Source organism: Paraglaciecola sp. MB-3u-78 (assembly GCF_002835935.1).
Taxonomy (GTDB): domain Bacteria; phylum Pseudomonadota; class Gammaproteobacteria; order Enterobacterales; family Alteromonadaceae; genus Paraglaciecola.
Genome location: NZ_PJCF01000004.1, coordinates 299,206 through 314,782 on the forward strand (window position 1 = coordinate 299,206; position 15,577 = coordinate 314,782).

13 protein-coding genes are annotated in these 15,577 nt (G+C 42.0%); 6 read left to right on the forward strand and 7 right to left on the reverse strand.

Annotated features, from left to right (window positions below):
• The first annotated feature begins 169 nt into the window (after positions 1-169).
• Both CXF95_RS08185 and CXF95_RS08190 read left to right on the forward strand, forming a co-directional pair.
• Positions 170-2,155 carry a caspase family protein gene (locus CXF95_RS08185; RefSeq protein WP_101198229.1) on the forward strand — a complete coding sequence of 662 codons (1,986 nt, stop codon included), beginning with the start codon at positions 170-172 and terminating at the stop codon, positions 2,153-2,155.
• Positions 2,156-2,190: 35 nt separating this feature from the next.
• Positions 2,191-2,628, forward strand: a complete 438-nt coding sequence (locus tag CXF95_RS08190; RefSeq protein ID WP_101198230.1) for a hypothetical protein — start codon at positions 2,191-2,193, stop codon at positions 2,626-2,628.
• 78 nt (positions 2,629-2,706) lie between these two features.
• Here the strand turns inward: CXF95_RS08190 and CXF95_RS08195 are convergent, their stop codons facing one another.
• The 3 genes from CXF95_RS08195 to CXF95_RS08205 form a co-directional block, all read right to left on the reverse strand.
• Positions 2,707-3,723 (reverse strand): bifunctional helix-turn-helix transcriptional regulator/GNAT family N-acetyltransferase, encoded by a 1,017-nt coding sequence (locus CXF95_RS08195; RefSeq protein ID WP_101198231.1) that lies wholly within the window; start codon positions 3,721-3,723, stop codon positions 2,707-2,709.
• Between the two features lie 112 nt (positions 3,724-3,835).
• The gene (locus tag CXF95_RS08200; RefSeq protein WP_101198232.1) at positions 3,836-4,657 is read right to left on the reverse strand and encodes a sterol desaturase family protein; all 822 of its coding nucleotides are present in this window, start codon (positions 4,655-4,657) and stop codon (positions 3,836-3,838) included.
• The gene (locus CXF95_RS08205) at positions 4,654-5,100 is read right to left on the reverse strand and encodes an SRPBCC family protein (protein ID WP_101198233.1); all 447 of its coding nucleotides are present in this window, start codon (positions 5,098-5,100) and stop codon (positions 4,654-4,656) included. The genes CXF95_RS08200 and CXF95_RS08205 overlap by 4 nt, the downstream gene beginning before the upstream one ends.
• A gap of 97 nt (positions 5,101-5,197) precedes the next feature.
• Between CXF95_RS08205 and CXF95_RS08210 the strand changes: the two genes are divergently transcribed.
• Positions 5,198-6,202, forward strand: a complete 1,005-nt coding sequence (locus tag CXF95_RS08210) for an AraC family transcriptional regulator (RefSeq protein ID WP_101198234.1) — start codon at positions 5,198-5,200, stop codon at positions 6,200-6,202.
• 110 nt (positions 6,203-6,312) lie between these two features.
• Here CXF95_RS08210 and CXF95_RS08215 read toward each other — a convergent pair whose 3' ends face one another.
• Positions 6,313-6,528 (reverse strand): DUF4177 domain-containing protein, encoded by a 216-nt coding sequence (locus CXF95_RS08215; RefSeq protein WP_369809306.1) that lies wholly within the window; start codon positions 6,526-6,528, stop codon positions 6,313-6,315.
• 119 nt (positions 6,529-6,647) lie between these two features.
• Positions 6,648-6,887 carry a CDGSH iron-sulfur domain-containing protein gene (locus CXF95_RS08220; protein WP_101198236.1) on the reverse strand — a complete coding sequence of 80 codons (240 nt, stop codon included), beginning with the start codon at positions 6,885-6,887 and terminating at the stop codon, positions 6,648-6,650.
• Positions 6,888-7,161: 274 nt separating this feature from the next.
• Here CXF95_RS08220 and moeB point away from each other — a divergent pair, with 274 nt between their 5' ends.
• Both moeB and CXF95_RS08230 read left to right on the forward strand, forming a co-directional pair.
• Positions 7,162-7,914 carry a molybdopterin-synthase adenylyltransferase MoeB gene (gene moeB, locus CXF95_RS08225; RefSeq protein ID WP_101198237.1) on the forward strand — a complete coding sequence of 251 codons (753 nt, stop codon included), beginning with the start codon at positions 7,162-7,164 and terminating at the stop codon, positions 7,912-7,914.
• 163 nt (positions 7,915-8,077) lie between these two features.
• Complete coding sequence (locus CXF95_RS08230) at positions 8,078-9,769, forward strand: alkaline phosphatase (RefSeq protein WP_101198238.1); 1,692 nt, start codon at positions 8,078-8,080, stop codon at positions 9,767-9,769.
• Between the two features lie 332 nt (positions 9,770-10,101).
• Here CXF95_RS08230 and CXF95_RS08235 read toward each other — a convergent pair whose 3' ends face one another.
• Complete coding sequence (locus CXF95_RS08235) at positions 10,102-13,230, reverse strand: efflux RND transporter permease subunit (protein WP_101198239.1); 3,129 nt, start codon at positions 13,228-13,230, stop codon at positions 10,102-10,104.
• The gene (locus CXF95_RS08240; RefSeq protein ID WP_101198240.1) at positions 13,230-14,600 is read right to left on the reverse strand and encodes an efflux RND transporter periplasmic adaptor subunit; all 1,371 of its coding nucleotides are present in this window, start codon (positions 14,598-14,600) and stop codon (positions 13,230-13,232) included. The genes CXF95_RS08235 and CXF95_RS08240 overlap by 1 nt, the downstream gene beginning before the upstream one ends.
• Positions 14,601-14,932: 332 nt before the next feature.
• Between CXF95_RS08240 and CXF95_RS08245 the strand changes: the two genes are divergently transcribed.
• Complete coding sequence (locus tag CXF95_RS08245) at positions 14,933-15,412, forward strand: nucleotidyl transferase AbiEii/AbiGii toxin family protein (protein ID WP_101198241.1); 480 nt, start codon at positions 14,933-14,935, stop codon at positions 15,410-15,412.
• Positions 15,413-15,577: the final 165 nt, after the last annotated feature.

A 15,577-nucleotide genomic window follows, 5' to 3' on the forward strand; every position in this document is an offset into this window, starting at 1 on the left:
GAACGAAATAATGAATTATTTCGAGCGCCACGGTCCTAGGGATATGGAGTTAGTTTTATTCAGGGGTGCCCAAAGGGCAGCTCTCCCCCCATTTCTGTTTCATTACTGTTTGTTTTCTTATACCGCCTGCTTAATTTCCCTTTAACCGGGGGCAACATGGAGTGTCACAATGCCTGAAAAACACGCTTTACTCATTGGAATAGACAACTACAGCAATTTCGAGGAGCGTTACCAGCTTAGGGGCTGCGTCAATGATGCAAAGTTGATGAAAAGCGTCTTGGTCGACCACTTTAATTTTAAGGAATCGGAAATAACCGAACTGCATAATGCCGCAGCAAGCCAGCGGGGTATTCTTGACGCGATGGAAAACCTAGTTGAGCAGATAGGGCAGGATGACATAGTCGTGTTTCATTTTAGTGGGCATGGATCCCAGCGAAAATCAGCCGATACCGATGAGGGAACCGGTATGAACAGTACGATCACGTCCGCCGATAGCGGATACATGGATCCGTTTCCTAACCTAGATATTATCGACAACGTGATCAATGACTGGTTGACACGTCTGGCCAGCAAAACTCGCTATATCTCATTAACGTTTGACTGTTGCCACTCAGGCACCATCACTCGAGACGCACTTAGTGCAAGGGCAAGAGGCCTACCTGCGGATCCACGGTCTCTGACTGCCATGGGGGTCGACAAAACCACACTGCCGCCAGCACCGCGCAAACAGGGCAATGGGGCAAAACCAAGCGGATGGCTGGCACTCAGTGACAACTATGTAGTGATGTCGGGTTGCCGAGATGACGAGTATTCATATGAATTTGAGACCGAAGGGGGCGGCGAACCTATTAGGAATGGCGCTCTGACCCATTTTCTAACTAATGCCTTGCTTAGTGCCAAGCCTGGCTCGACCTACAGGGACGTATTCGAACTAGCTAGGCAGGGTGTCAACTCGAAATTCAAGCAGCAACATCCGCAGATTGAAGGTGTCCAAGACCGAGAGATTTTTGGCGTTAAGGATATTGAACCGCTGCGTTTCATTGCGGTTGCTGCGGTGGAAGGCGAGAAGGTCACCCTAGCGGGCGGCGCAGCCCACGGCCTGTGTGTCAATTCCCTGTGGTCTGCTTACCCACAGGGCACCAAACAAACGAAGGGCCTAACGCCGCTTGCATCCATCGAAATTACACAGGTAGGCTCACTAACAGCACAGGGCGTGATCCGCAAGGGTGAAGGAAACCTCACCATAGGCGCCCGCTGTGTTGAAGCCGCCGCGTCTGCTGAGCAGTTTCTGCTCAGTGTCGACCTGAGTCAGATGGATAAAGAGGCAGCTCAAGGACTCGCCGAGGGAATTAAAGCATCCCTCTTGCTTACCATCACCGAGACGCCCGGCGCGGGTGACTTTTGTGCCTATATTTTGATGCCAGAGGATAAGGTTCGTGCAGGCCTGTCTTTGCCTACAACGATAAATATTGAGGAGCCAACTTGGGCGATGGTTGATCGCACTAGGGAGCTGGCCATGCCTCTGCATGTGATCAGTAATGAGAAGGCTATCGAAACGATAGTCAGCAATCTTGAGGCAATGGCCCGTTATCGCAACGCGCTCAAATTAGACAATCCGGCTAGCCAACTCAACGTTGAGTTCAATATTTTCCATGTAGACTCAGATGGCGAATTGCACAATATCAATGGCGAAGACTTTGTCTTCGAAGAAGGTCAAAATCTAGCATTTGAGGTGGTCAATCATGAGCCAAACAACGTCTTTGTGAGCTTGCTGGACTTTGGGCTGACAGGAAAGGTTTCATTGTTTTATCCTCAAAAAAACAGCAGCGAAATGATTGCTCCCGGTAAGGCCCTTAAAATTGGCGCCGATGAGAGAAAAATCCAGCTCAGCGTTCTTTCGGAGTTTGTCGGTAATCAGGGTACAGAAACCGTCAAGGCCATTTTCACCAGCGATGAGTCGGATTTCCGCTGGTTACAACAAGAGGGCACGCGCTCGCTCGCGACCAAGCGCTCATCGCTGCGTCAGCAATTTGAGGCTGCTTATAATGGTCCGCCTACTCGTAATATGTCTTTCGAGACTGAAGCCGAAGCCGATACAGACGAGGACTGGAAAGCAATAGCCCGCTCCTTCGAATTGAAGCGACGGTTAATTTAGCCACTGGATTAGTAACCTCATAAAGGAGAGATAGAATGGGACGTTCCATTATTACGAGTGTGCCTACTGCCAGCGAAGCGTCCCGGGGAGGCCCGGGAAGTGAGACTCAGGCGGCGCCAGCCGTAGACGGCTATTCCGATGCATTGATGAAGCTTATTCCTGCAGAGGTGATTAGTGTCTATCTGGCGATGCAATCAATTTTGATTAACGGGACGCCCAAACCAAATTGGGTGGCCTTCGTGGTCGTTTTTATGTTCGGCGTTTTTGCAACCTATTTCTATCTGCGCGTCAGCCTGAAAGTCACCAATAAATTGCAATTGCTGTTATCGGTTGGCGCATTTTGTGTCTGGGCCTATTCGATGTTACCCCAGGATTGCAGCTGGCATAACGGCACTTACGCCGGACTGTTGTTAATTGCGTACACATTTATAGCGCCCAAAATTTCTTTAGATGTAAAAACCCAACCAAAATAGCTCGGGGAATCTGTCTATCGGGTGACTTGAGCTGGAATGCCACCTAGCCCTTATTTGGAAGCTGGATGAGTATCAGGTTTATTGCTTGGGCAATGGCATTGTTACATCAGTGATTAAACCTGTATACAACATAGCTACGTTACAGCGTGCGTAGTTCTGTCCGTAATCTTGCATAATAGTGTTGTCATGTATAAAGCCATTTTTTTCGTAGAGATGGATAGCTGACTCACATTTTGCGTTGGTGAGTAAAAATAGCTTTTTAATGCCTAATGATTTAGCTTCATCGAGTACATGTTGTAGTAAAATCTCACCTACTTTAAGTCCTCTTGCAGATTTTAATACCCCCATTTTGGTCAGCTCAAAGCTGTTGTCGCCCTTATTCCAGAAGGCGCATGTGCCTACAATACCTAGGGTCGGGTGTTCAGCAAACCAAATTTTACCCCCTTGATTGATAATATGGCTTTGTGGATCTTCGAGTACTTGTTTATCGATAGTTTCTAACACAAACATATCGTCTATCCATTCTTTGTTAATGGTTTCAAAATGGTGGGCGAGGGCAGGTTCAAACGGCTTAATCATTACTTGGGCTTGTATAGCGGTTTGGTCAAGATAACGCCGCGTGCGGGTAAGCAACGACTCACTAGAAAATGATTTTTCGAGCTTCAGTAAAGACCGATAAAAATCATTATTATGTTCAGTACACAAATCTACAGCTGCCTGTTGCACAGCGTCCCAGATTGGCTTCATCTCTTGCACTCGGACGCGGCCTTTAGGGGTTAAACTCAGTACCCGTTTACGTGAATCAGATTGGTCTATAACAATCTTAATCAGTTTTTCATTTTGTAACTGTTTACTAAACTGACTTAAGGCGGGCTGTGATAAACCCAGTAAATTCGATGCTTCCACTATGGTCAATACTTGTTTGTTGCTGTCTTTTACGTCTAGTAGCGCCATTAAAGTGAACCATTTAGGATTAATGTTCATGCTAAATTCTTGATAAACATCCGACGTGCTGGCTAACATTCGCTCACTCATACGTTTTAGGCGACTGCCAAGAGCTAACTCTGCTAATTCATTTAAGAAATCTTGTTGCATATTATGCTCTATTAGAAAACTACATAACTTATTATATAAGTGGTTATGTAAAATGCAAAGGCACTGTTTTATTGTAATTGACTAATTTGTATACCTAAATATCTACAAAGGTTTATTTATGATTTACGGCACTTGTAGGATAGCTAAATAGTACTTTTAGTTTTGCTTTAAGGCCTTTTGCATTAAGGGTTGTTTTAGCTAAATAAGCCCATTGATGAAAGGTAATTGTGAGTGGGTTATTACTATTTAACTGCCCAATAATCCCATATTTGCAGGGTTTTGATGCTTCTTCTTCAGCGTAAGTACCAAACAATTTATCCCAAATAATAAGCACCCCTGCAAAGTTTTTATCTAAATAACCTTTATTAATAGCATGATGCACTCGGTGGTGCGAAGGTGTATTAAATACTTTTTCAAACCAGCCTAATTTCTTCACTGTTTGGGTATGCACAAAAAATTGATAAGCCAAATTAAGCGCCACTACCGTAAATACAGTGATGGGGTCAAAGCCTAGTAATATCATCGGCATCCAAAATAACCACATACCCGCAATGGGATACATTAAGCTTTGTCTAAATGCAGTGGTAAAATTCATTTTAGTCGAGCTATGATGCACGATATGCGCAGCCCATAACCAATGAATATGGTGCGACGCTTTATGAAACCAATAATATAAAAAGTCTTGTAATATAAAGGCTACAAAAACACTGAGTGCTGAAAGTTCTATATCAAATAATCGATACCCATAAAGCCAATAAAAAAACGGCATTAACAAAAGTAAAGCAATCGCATCTGCGCCTTGGTGCATCAGTGCTAGTGCGGTATTGGCCAAGCTATCCTTTATATCGTAATAGTGCCCATGCTTAATAAACTCATAACTGATAAAAATCATAAATATAGGGCTTAGCATGAGTAAAATAGTTTCAATGCTCATAGGGCAACGTCTTTAAAGTGAGTAGCTAGTTTTTTGAGGGCTTGAGTGATATCTTTTTTAATGAAAAATCCAAGTACAAAACTGGGTATCCACCATGGCGCTTTACAGCTTATGTTGTAGGTAATTTCAGTTGTTGCCATTGCACTACTATTATCTGTATCAAAAGATATATCGCCACGATGCAGGGCTACGGGTTTATTGCCCATTATTTGATAACTAATATGCTTGTCATCTGCGCTAATAATCTGTTCTTGAAATTTACCGCCAAGCATACTGACTTGCCTGATAGAGCCTTTGCCACCCCTTATTTCACCTTCATTTTGTGTTTTTAAGAGTAAAAATGTGGCATTAAAAAATCGATTTAAATGCTCATGATCAAGCAAAGTCTCTCTGACTTGTGAAGGCCTCGCGGCAAGACTTTGTTTTAAGCTTATTGATATCATTTTTACAACAGCATCTATTTATCAGTTGAACTAGCATATAAAAATATTCCGTGACAGTATTGCTGTTACGCGACCATTTTTTAGCTTTAGGCGACAAATGAGCACACTTGCCGATCATTACTTTTCAAGTAGTCTTGATTACCTTGAAACTCTAGGACTTAACAGCCAGGTTGTTTTGTCGGCGATTAATTTTAATGAGTACAATAATAAACAAGCACAACAGCTAGCGCCTCGCATTAGTTTAACTAGCTATAACGCATTGCTGGATTATGCACAACATACCTTAAATGAACCTTTGTTTGGTTTTAAACTTGGCCAGCAAATTCGTACTGCTGATTTTGGTGTGTTGGGATATTTGATAGAGTCGAGTAACAACCTTGCCAGCGCAATTGCAGCGCTGCTTAATTATGACAGTTTGGTAGCAGACATAGGCAAGGCGCAATTTGAGCAGCAAGATGATATTGCTGTTATTCGATGGTTACCCCATCCAAGCTGCAACCCACAGGTTATTTTACGTAACATGACGGCTTGGGTCTGTGTGATACGCCAATTACTTAACTCGCAGTTATCACCGAGTACGATTTATTTTACCCAACCTTGGTCTCATACTGAAAAAAAGAGTCTCGCTAACTGGTTTCATTGCCCAATTGAAACTAACGCCCAATATAACCAAATTGAGTTCCCCAGTAGTTATTTAGCACTGCCTTTTAAAACCGACAACACACAAATTAATCTTGTACTTAAGCAAATATCAGAGCAGCAATTATCACGGTTTAAGAGTCAGCAATTATTAACTGAAAAGATTAATCATTTACTGATGGCTAAAAATGATTTGGACGACTGCAATTTAATACGCACAGCAAGCGCATTAAATATGACTCCTCGAACTGTGCAGCGGCATTTAAAACGAGAACAAACAACCTTTGCTGATTTACTTGAGAGTGAACGTAAAAGGCGCCTTCATCTTTACATTGGGAAATACGCTTTTAGTACGATTGCCATTAAGCTTGGTTTTAATGACCAAAGTTCGTTTAATCGCGCATTTAAACGCTGGTATGGATATAGCCCATTATATTATTTAAAACATAAATTAATGCTGTAGAGCCTGTTAATACTGAATAGTGTAGTCAATTTGGCATTTATTATTAAAAACCTAAACGCTTGTTATGTGGCGGTTAATAATTAGTCCACATTACATTTTGGTTTAGAAACTCAGCCTGATTTTTGTTTTTTATACACACATAAAGCGGATTGAGGGTAACCAAACAACGAAGAGATACACACGCTGACAATATGCCATTCCAACGTAGCCTGAGCATTAATTACACCATCTAATTCATCTGTATTTAATTCTGAGTTCGTCCAACGCTTTTTGAACTCTAGATTAACTGTTTTATATTCCCAATTGATATCTTCATCCCTATAGATATCAAAACTATGTTAATGACAGAAGCATATAACTTGTTTAAAATTTTGCCTAAACGGGTTGGCAATAATTTCACAATATAATTCTGAAATATATGCCAACGAGTTTGGGTTTTACTGGGTTAGATTTTCTTATGACTACCATCACACATTGGCTGGGACGCCGTCACTTTACAGCCACAAAAAAATACTTTCTTGGACTCGGTTGCCGTGTACTTCACAGGTGTAAAACCAGTGCCACCATGAGAACCATCACAAAAAGGTTGTTTGCCACTTTTACCACAAGCACACCAAAAGTAGTTTTTACCTGATTCTACTTCTACTGCATATGGCGTGTCAGATGCTCGAATTGCCTCACTCATAATACATTCCTCATAATTGTTAAATAACTTGAATTCTGGATAAGCCGTACTCTAGCACCGCTATTATCATACCTATCTTGGATGAACTTGCTCTCAATAGCTCGTTTTTCTTTCACAAGTTCGCCTCGATAAACGCAATAATAGCAGAACTGGATATGTTCAATTAATTGCATTTTTCGACCGTTATCTGTTCTCAGTTTCATTTGCACATTGCGAGAGCTCTACCCAAGTGGTACAAATTCACCATTATTAATCATTAAATTAAAATAACGACGTGCCTAAACAAATACTGACCACCGAGCAAGCTTTGCGTTACAACCGGCAAATAGTGTTACCTAACTTCGACTTAGATAAACAAGAAATCCTACTTAACGGCAAAGTGCTCATTGTTGGGGTAGGTGGCTTGGGTTGTGCTGCTGCTCAGTATTTAGTGGCCGCCGGTGTTGGCGAAATGACATTGATCGACGATGATAATGTTGAAAAAACGAATCTTCAGCGTCAAGTGTTACATGGTGAAGCAGATGTAGGCGTAAATAAATGTGTGTCAGCTAAGGCATCATTAGAACAACTCAACAGTGATATTAAAATTAATGTCATACAAAAACGTCTTGAATTAGATGACTATCTTGAGCTTATTCAGTCACTTGATATGGTGCTAGATTGCACGGATAATTTGGCTAGCAGAAACACCCTCAATCAAGCTTGTTATCAGGCAGGTACACCTTTGGTTTCAGCAGCAGCTATTCGTATGGAAGGCCAGCTGATGAGCATAGTACCGCAAGAAAAATCTGCCTGTTATGCTTGTATTAGTGCTTATTTTGGCGAGCAAAATTTAAGTTGTGTCGAGTCAGGTGTGATGTCCCCTGTGGTAGGTATTATCGGTGCTATGCAAGCATTAGAGGCGATTAAAGTGTTGTGTCACTACGGACAATGTCATATCAATAAATTGCTGATTTTTGATGGTATGACATCTACTTGGCAGACTTTTAAAGTGCCTAAAAAAGTCAATTGTACAGTGTGTGGTTAATATGCACGTTTCGTTTTTCCTTTCAGACGTTACTAATCCATATTCTGGCTAAAAGCAATATAAACGCACACATAATAAATCATCAACCTACATTCGTTTACAGTGCTCAACTTGTCACATTATTGATTTATAGTGGGGTCACTAATTATTTCGGGATCGATCAATGAACCAATTCTCTCGCCGTCACTTTCTTAAATCGTCAGGTCTGGCAGCCAGCTCTATTGCCATTTCTACTGCTATTACTGGTTGTGCAACTGATACCACACACACCAAACTCTCTAATATCGAATTTGAACATGGTGTAGCCAGTGGAGACCCAAGTAGTAGCGCGGTAATTATTTGGACTCGTGTCCAACCAGCATTAAAAGTAAATACAGCTCAACTAACCTGGGAGCTAGCCGGTGATCGTGATTTCACCCAGATTTTACGCTCAGGTGTTGTCACAACACAACGTCATCAAGATTTTACAGTCAAAGTTGACGTGCAACAGTTAAAACCTGCAACCGCTTATTATTATCGTTTTATCGGCGCGAATAACACCAGCCAAACCGGTCGCACACTCACGTTACCCGTTAACAATGTAGACAAAATTAAACTGGTTGTGGTGTCATGTTCTAATTATCCTGCCGGATATTTTAACGCTTACGACCATGCGGCACAGTTAGAAGACATTGATGCTGTACTGCATTTAGGCGATTATATTTATGAATATCCTATGGGGGGTTATGCCACCGAAAAAGCCGCTGAAATTGGACGTGCTTTAGCACCAGATAACGACAAAGAAATTATCAGTCTAGACGATTACCGAAAGCGTTATGCCATCTATCGTACCGATAAAGGATTGCAAGCTTTACACGCCGCCGCGCCGTTTATTGCAGTGTGGGATGACCATGAGGTTTGCAACGACACATATAAAAACGGAGCCCAAAATCATAATGAAGGTGAAGGTGATTTTTTTGCACGACGTGCCGCCGCTATTCAAGCTTATTATGAATGGTTACCCATTCGCCCCCCATATGGTGAACAAAAACCTGAAATATACCGCAGTTTCGACTTTGGTCACTTGCTCAGCTTGCACATGTTAGACACACGCGTTATTGGTCGTGACAAACAATTAAGTTACAACGATTACCGGGACTCTGTAACCAAACAGCTAGACATAAAACAATTTTCACAAGATTTATATAAGCCACAAAGAACGCTCTTGGGAAAACAACAGATGTCTTGGTTGAAGAAATCGGTGAATCAATCAAAGAGCCAGTGGCAAATGCTTGGTCAACAAGTATTGATGGCGAAAATGCTAATTCCGGTTGAAGTATTTGCGGGTGGTGATATCGCAAATACCCCAGAGCGTATTACAGTCTTAAAAAGCCTAAAAGACACCCTTGATGCGGGGGGAGCACTTTCCCCAGAACAACAACAAAGACTAGCGTCTGTTATGCCGTATAATCTCGATGCATGGGATGGTTATCCTAAAGAGCGTGAAGATCTTTACGCCTTATTTAGCGCTCAAAACAAACGATTAGTGGTAGTCGCTGGTGACACTCATAATGCTTGGCACAGTGAGTTGAAAGATAGTGAAGGCAACATTGTGGGTGTAGAATTTGCCACTCCGGGGATCTCCTCTCCTGGCATGGAACAATATCTAAAACTGACTAAGGATAGTGCACAAATAGTGGCTGAAAACCTCAGCAGCCTAATTGCTGATCTTGAATATTGTAACCTACATCAGCGAGGGTACATGGTCGTGACCATTACGCCTGAAAGTGCTAGCGCCAAATGGCATTTCGTTGACAATATACTCTCTGATAAATACAGTGTGATAGATACTCATCAAGCCAGTTATAAGGCTTAAAGTTAACCTGAACTCTGCTTAAGACCTGCCGCTTCCTTGAAAATCATTGCAACAATAACAGTCTCTTAGAGAGTAATAGTGGTGCTGGACGGTATGGCTTATCTAAGGCTAAGGTTAACGATTAAACCTCGTACAAATTACACTATATCCCATAGTTTAATTGAATGGGCCTGTTGGGAAAGTACCAGCCGTTTTTGTGCTGCGTTCTCGCTACTTGAAAAGGGAATGCCCTTGCAAGTCGCGACGCCTTGCCCAAAAGCCGCTGGTATTGCCTAAGAGGCCAATTATTTATGCCCACTGGTATAAGTTTGTAGGGAGAACTGATCATCCTTTTAACCTAAATGCGCCACCTCTTCAGCCGCTATACCTTCCTCTTCATTCGTCAACTCTATAAAACCAATATCTTCCATTATCCCGTAAGCCGCAGGTAGCACTAGTAGCACTAACATTGTTGAAGTCAACATACCGAAGACGATACTGGTTACCAATGGGATCAACACTTGTGCCTGTAAACTGGTTTCTAATAGCAGTGGTGCCATACCAGCGATAGTGGTTATCGAGGTAAGGAAAATGGCACGGAAGCGATCATGCACCGCCTGACTGGCAGCATCATGTAACACCATGCCTTCCTTAACCCGGTATTTAACAAATTCAACTAGCAGAATGGAATCATTCACCACCACACCTGCGAGTGATACAAAACCAATCATGCTCGGCATAGTGAAATCGAGTCCCATAATGTAGTGGCCAAAGATTGCGCCAATCAATGCGAGTGGAATATTCAGCATCACCACTATTGGCTCTCGGTAATTTTTAAACTGTAAACTCAGTAATAGAAATACCCCAGTAAGCGCTAGAAAGAAACCCGTGAAGATTGAATTATTGGTTTCTGCACTGCTTTCAACTTCACCTTTCAAAGATATGGTGAGGTCGGGATAACGTTGTTGAAGCTCAGGGAATAAACGTTTTTTGGTATCATTCAATACTTCTGATGTGTTGGCTTTAGCAGAGTCAATATTACCGAAGATATTGACCACACGTTTATGGTCAACATGACCTATACGTGCGTAGTCTCTGTATTCCTCTATGGTTGCGACACTCACCAATGGAATGCTTTGTCCGGTTTTGGAAAAAATAATCATATCGTCAAAATCAGCAAGGGCATTTTCAAGACTGCTGTCTAATTTAACGTTAATTTCGTAAGCTTCTCGATTTTTGTAAATATCGTTAACTTTTGCTCCTTGATACGCTGAGCGTAACTGAGCCGAAACCATTTTCGCATTGACTCCGGCTGCAAGTGCGCCGGGCAATAAGGTCACTTTGTATTGGGGTTTTCCTGGGCGTAGATCATCTAGAATATTGGACACACCGTCATAACCGAGTAACCAGTTTTGTATTTCATAAGACGCCTTAGATAATTCACTAAGGTCATTACCTCTTAGTTGGATTTCAATAGCGCGTCCAGCGGGGCCAAATGACGGCTCTTTAAATTGTAGGCTGATGATGCCTGGTATTGAACCTGTATTTTTACGCCAAGCGGGAGTGAAATCTGCCAGTGATGTATGACGTAATTCAGTATCTAAAATATCTAGATTGACGGTTGCTAAGTGGGCTCCCGATTCGCTGGAATCACCATTTTCACTATATGCGACTTGGATATTTTTAATTAATGGTGCTGACTCATTTTTCTGAAATTGGTCCTGTGTTTTACGTGCTGCAGCGATGAGTTTTTCAACCAAGGCTTCGGTCTTCGCCAGAGGTGTTCCTTGTGGATAGAGAATACGGGCTTCAAGCCTATTTCCCTCAAGATCAGGAAACGCTTTGAATTTAATCGTACCTGTTGCCAGCATACCGATAGACAGTATGAACAAAGCAAAAGCAATGCCTACAGTAATATAGCGATAGGTAATAGCTGTTTGGGCAAACGATGTAAAGCGGTCACGAAGTTTTAAGAAGTTAGCATCGAAAACATTGCGCCATTGTGGTTTCTTCTTTTCATGAGAATGCTCTAATGAATGTTTTAAGTGATGGGGTAAAATAAGGAATGCTTCGAGTAAACTAAAGGTCAAAACAGCCAATAATACAACGGGCAGAACCCCCATGACTTGACCCATGTCTCCTTTCATAAATAACAAACTGCCAAACAATAAGGCGGATGTGATAAATGACGAAAATACACCGCGGGCTACTTTTTGTGTGCCTGAAATAGCCGCTTCCATGGGGCTTTTACCTTGATTATATTCATGAGAGATACTTTCGGAGAGCACAATGGCATCATCCATTAAAATACCAATTGCCATTAACAGGGCAACCATAGAGATCATATTGATGCTTATACCTAGAGTACTCATAACCGCTAAACCACCCAGAAAAGAGACAGGTAATCCTAGTGCTATCCAAAAGGTATAGCGGTAATTGAAGAATAAAAGCAGCGCCAATGTTGCCAGCAACAGACCTTGCCATGCATTTTTTAAGATCAACTGCAGACGATCTTTAACGATACTCGCAGCATCTTGAGTCAGTGTGAGTTTGGTGCCATCGGGTAAACGTGCATTTTCTTGGTCAACAAATTCTTGTACGCTATCGAAAATGGTGATGGTGTCATCGCTGGTATTTTTAGTTACTTTGAGCAGTGCAGCCTGCTTGCCATCAAGCTCTACACGCTCTTCTAAATTTTCGAATTGATCTTCAATGGTGGCAATATCACCTAAACGTATTTCACCCCCTTTGTCAGTGTTAATAATCACCAAAGAAGCCAGTTCAGCTGCTGTTTTGCGGGCATTATCAAAGCGAATTTGGTAAGACGTATCTTTGGATTTGAGGATACCTACAGGCAGTTCCAGCGCCTGTGATTTAATTAAATCGGCAATATCTTGAATGCTCAAATCGAATTGCAGCATTGCGTCTGATTTGACCAAAACATTCAATTGATGGGTAGAAAAACCGGAAACGGTAACAATGGAGACTTGTGGTAAAGCCAGCAAGCGATCGCGGTAATATTCAGCTAACGTTTTGAGTTCGGGTGATGATAGGTTTTTTGCGGTTATTGCAACCGTGACAACGGGTTCAGTTCGACCTAATTCTTTAATTACGGGGTCTTCGGTATTTTCCGGGAATTGTGTTATGGCATCTACCGCAGATTTGATGTCATCAATAAATTGGCGTATCTCTCCGTTTTCCTGCATTTCCATGGTGAGCATGCCAAAGTTATCCCGTGCTTCACAACGCTGCTCTTTGGTGAAGCTAATCCCATCTGTGGCATCTTCTAGAGGGTTGCAAATTCCTTCTTCAACATCAGAAGGGGAGGCGCCTGGATAAGCAACAGTGACCTGTACCTGATTGAGATCTATCTTAGGGAAAGTTTCTTTATTTAAGCTAGGTAGGGCGACTAACCCAAGGGCGATAATCGCCAACATTAAGATGTTGGCGGCCGTTGGATGGGAGACGAAATAGCGGATCATTATTTTGTGCCTAAGGCGAGTGCTGTAATTTCTTTTTGGAATTCATCAGATTCGATTAGCCTAAGTTTTATGCCTTCAATAACAGGTACCAGATCACTGGTGATAATTTTGTCACCTTCCTTAAGTCCATCTTTAATCACCACTAACTGTCCTTGGGAATAACTAATTTGAACAGGACGAATTGATAACGTATTTTTTTCACTGACCACATAAACACGATCCTCATGGAGTGCCATACGAGGAATAACTAGCATATCTCTAGGTTGAGATAAGAATTCAACCGAGGCATACATACCTTTTAGCAAGGGTGGACGTACTCCTGGGATAACGCCTTCATAAGGCTTGTCAACGGCAACAACCATGCCCAAAGTGTCCCGCGTAGGGTCGACCGACTCACTGATCCTAAGTAACACGCCATCCCATACAGTGTTTAGATCACCTCCCACAATTCGAACTTTTGCGTCAAGGTTCCACTGTGAGACCGCTTTTTGCAAATTCTCACTACCCTGCAAGTTGGCTAACTGCGTGTTATCGTTACCATTCATAGTCGTCGCCAGAGGGCGCACATGTTTGATGGGTAATTGTGCATTAATTTCTACCGCTTCAATTCCCAATGCTTCAAATAGCTGACTACCTGCAGCCACAAATTCACCTACATCTACCGAAACAGTTCCTATTCGGGCATCAAAAGGGAGTATGAACTCGGTACGTATTAGGGAATCTTCACTCTGCTCAACCTGGCTTTTTGATTGTTTGATTTGGGCGCGTATCGAAGCTTTGCGGCTTGCGTATGTATCAACATTACCTTGTAAAGTTTGTACGGTAGAACTGAGTTGTAGCACTTTTTGTTCTTCAATATTTAGCTGGTTTCGAGCAAGAGTTCGCGCCTTAACAAGTACTTTAACTCTTTCAAGTTCTGCTAATTCTAAATTTAAATTCTCTTGGGCAATTTGTAATGAACGTTTTGCACTTTTCTCTTCGGCTTCAATTTGTTGCAACGACGACTGGCTGCTTGCCAAGCCCGCTTTACTGGAATCGAGTGAAATCTCAAAGGTGGTGGTTTCTATTTTTAGAACCGTAGTGCCTTTTGGTAAACTCCCCCCTTGTTTGAGCTCAGGGTGTATATAGCTAATTTTGCCGTTTACTTCTGATTTAGCCTTTAGCACAGTTGCTGGCTCTACATTGCCATAGGCCACAGCACGAGTGCGAAAGGGAATTTTTTTAACGGTTAACACTTCAACCGTCTTTACAGGAAACTCAACATTCTGGTGCTCTATGGCTTGTTTGGATTTGATCTGTATAAACACAAAAGCCAATGCAGCAGCAATAATGAGGGGAAGAAATATAAAGTTTTTCAGTGTTTTTTTCATGATTGACTTGTTTTACGGAAATTATTTCGGTTAAGGCTAGCTAAAAACAATTTTTTCTTGATTGGCTTATCATCAGAGTCTTGTAAAGATACATATGTGTTAATCATCAATAATCACCTTTATTTTAGTAGCACTAAACCCTAGTTATGCATACATTGATATAAACAAAAGACAGCTTAATAGATTCTAGCAAATTAGTGTTGATGGAAATCAATTAGTGTCGATTTTATAAATATTAGGGGGGATGTTTATAGGGTTCAGGGGATAGCAGAAGAATAAGCGACACTTCATCTATACCCAAAGCTTTGATTTTGTTGGGTTGATGTTTACTGATGCCAATAATACCCACCCTCACGTCGCTACTGACCCACTCACACCAGCATTTGCTGAACCTGAACCTCCAACATGATGAATTATCAGAAATGTTTACGTATGCAGCACAACAACATAAAGACGGGTTGGCCGCTAATTTCCTAGAGAAAGATGTATGGGTCACAGAAATTCTCCGCTTACTTTATGATGAGAAGTTATTGGGAAATTGCTCTGTAGCTTTTAAAGGCGGAACAGCATTAAGTAAATGTTGGTCGGCAATTGAACGCTTTTCTGAAGATATAGATTTATCGATTCACTGGGCTGACCTATCAGGCCTATCAGAAGAAGATGAGCAGGCTTCTTGGATTCAAAGTACAAAAAACCCAAGCCAGAGCAAGAAGTTCATAAAGCAGCAACGAGAACGACTAATTGAATGGAGTACTCGTTTGGTTGAGGCTCTGATGCGTAATAATATGAAACCGATCGGTCAACAACATTGAAGACGATCACTTTTTTGTCTTCCAGTAGAGCTCAGTAAAATCTAACTTGTGTGATTGGCCTGGATGTTAATATGCAGTGCTTAGGCCAAAAGACTGAGAAGACGGAAGGCTTAGAGCGATTGGCCGTCAGTCGCTCTTGATTAATTGCAGAGGTGAATAGAGTAA

Bases quoted from the DNA above. Each gene is read 5' to 3' on its own strand.
- CXF95_RS08200 (WP_101198232.1), bottom strand. From the start codon at position 4,657: ATGAGCATTGAAACTATTTTACTCATGCTAAGCCCTATATTTATGATT.
- CXF95_RS08210 (WP_101198234.1), top strand. From the start codon at position 5,198: ATGAGCACACTTGCCGATCATTACTTTTCAAGTAGTCTTGATTACCTT.
- CXF95_RS08190 (WP_101198230.1), top strand. From the start codon at position 2,191: ATGGGACGTTCCATTATTACGAGTGTGCCTACTGCCAGCGAAGCGTCC.
- CXF95_RS08235 (WP_101198239.1), bottom strand. From the start codon at position 13,230: ATGATCCGCTATTTCGTCTCCCATCCAACGGCCGCCAACATCTTAATG.
- CXF95_RS08195 (WP_101198231.1), bottom strand. From the start codon at position 3,723: ATGCAACAAGATTTCTTAAATGAATTAGCAGAGTTAGCTCTTGGCAGT.
- CXF95_RS08220 (WP_101198236.1), bottom strand. From the start codon at position 6,887: ATGAGTGAGGCAATTCGAGCATCTGACACGCCATATGCAGTAGAAGTA.
- CXF95_RS08245 (WP_101198241.1), top strand. From the start codon at position 14,933: ATGCCAATAATACCCACCCTCACGTCGCTACTGACCCACTCACACCAG.
- CXF95_RS08230 (WP_101198238.1), top strand. From the start codon at position 8,078: ATGAACCAATTCTCTCGCCGTCACTTTCTTAAATCGTCAGGTCTGGCA.
- CXF95_RS08240 (WP_101198240.1), bottom strand. From the start codon at position 14,600: ATGAAAAAAACACTGAAAAACTTTATATTTCTTCCCCTCATTATTGCT.
- CXF95_RS08205 (WP_101198233.1), bottom strand. From the start codon at position 5,100: ATGATATCAATAAGCTTAAAACAAAGTCTTGCCGCGAGGCCTTCACAA.
- CXF95_RS08185 (WP_101198229.1), top strand. From the start codon at position 170: ATGCCTGAAAAACACGCTTTACTCATTGGAATAGACAACTACAGCAAT.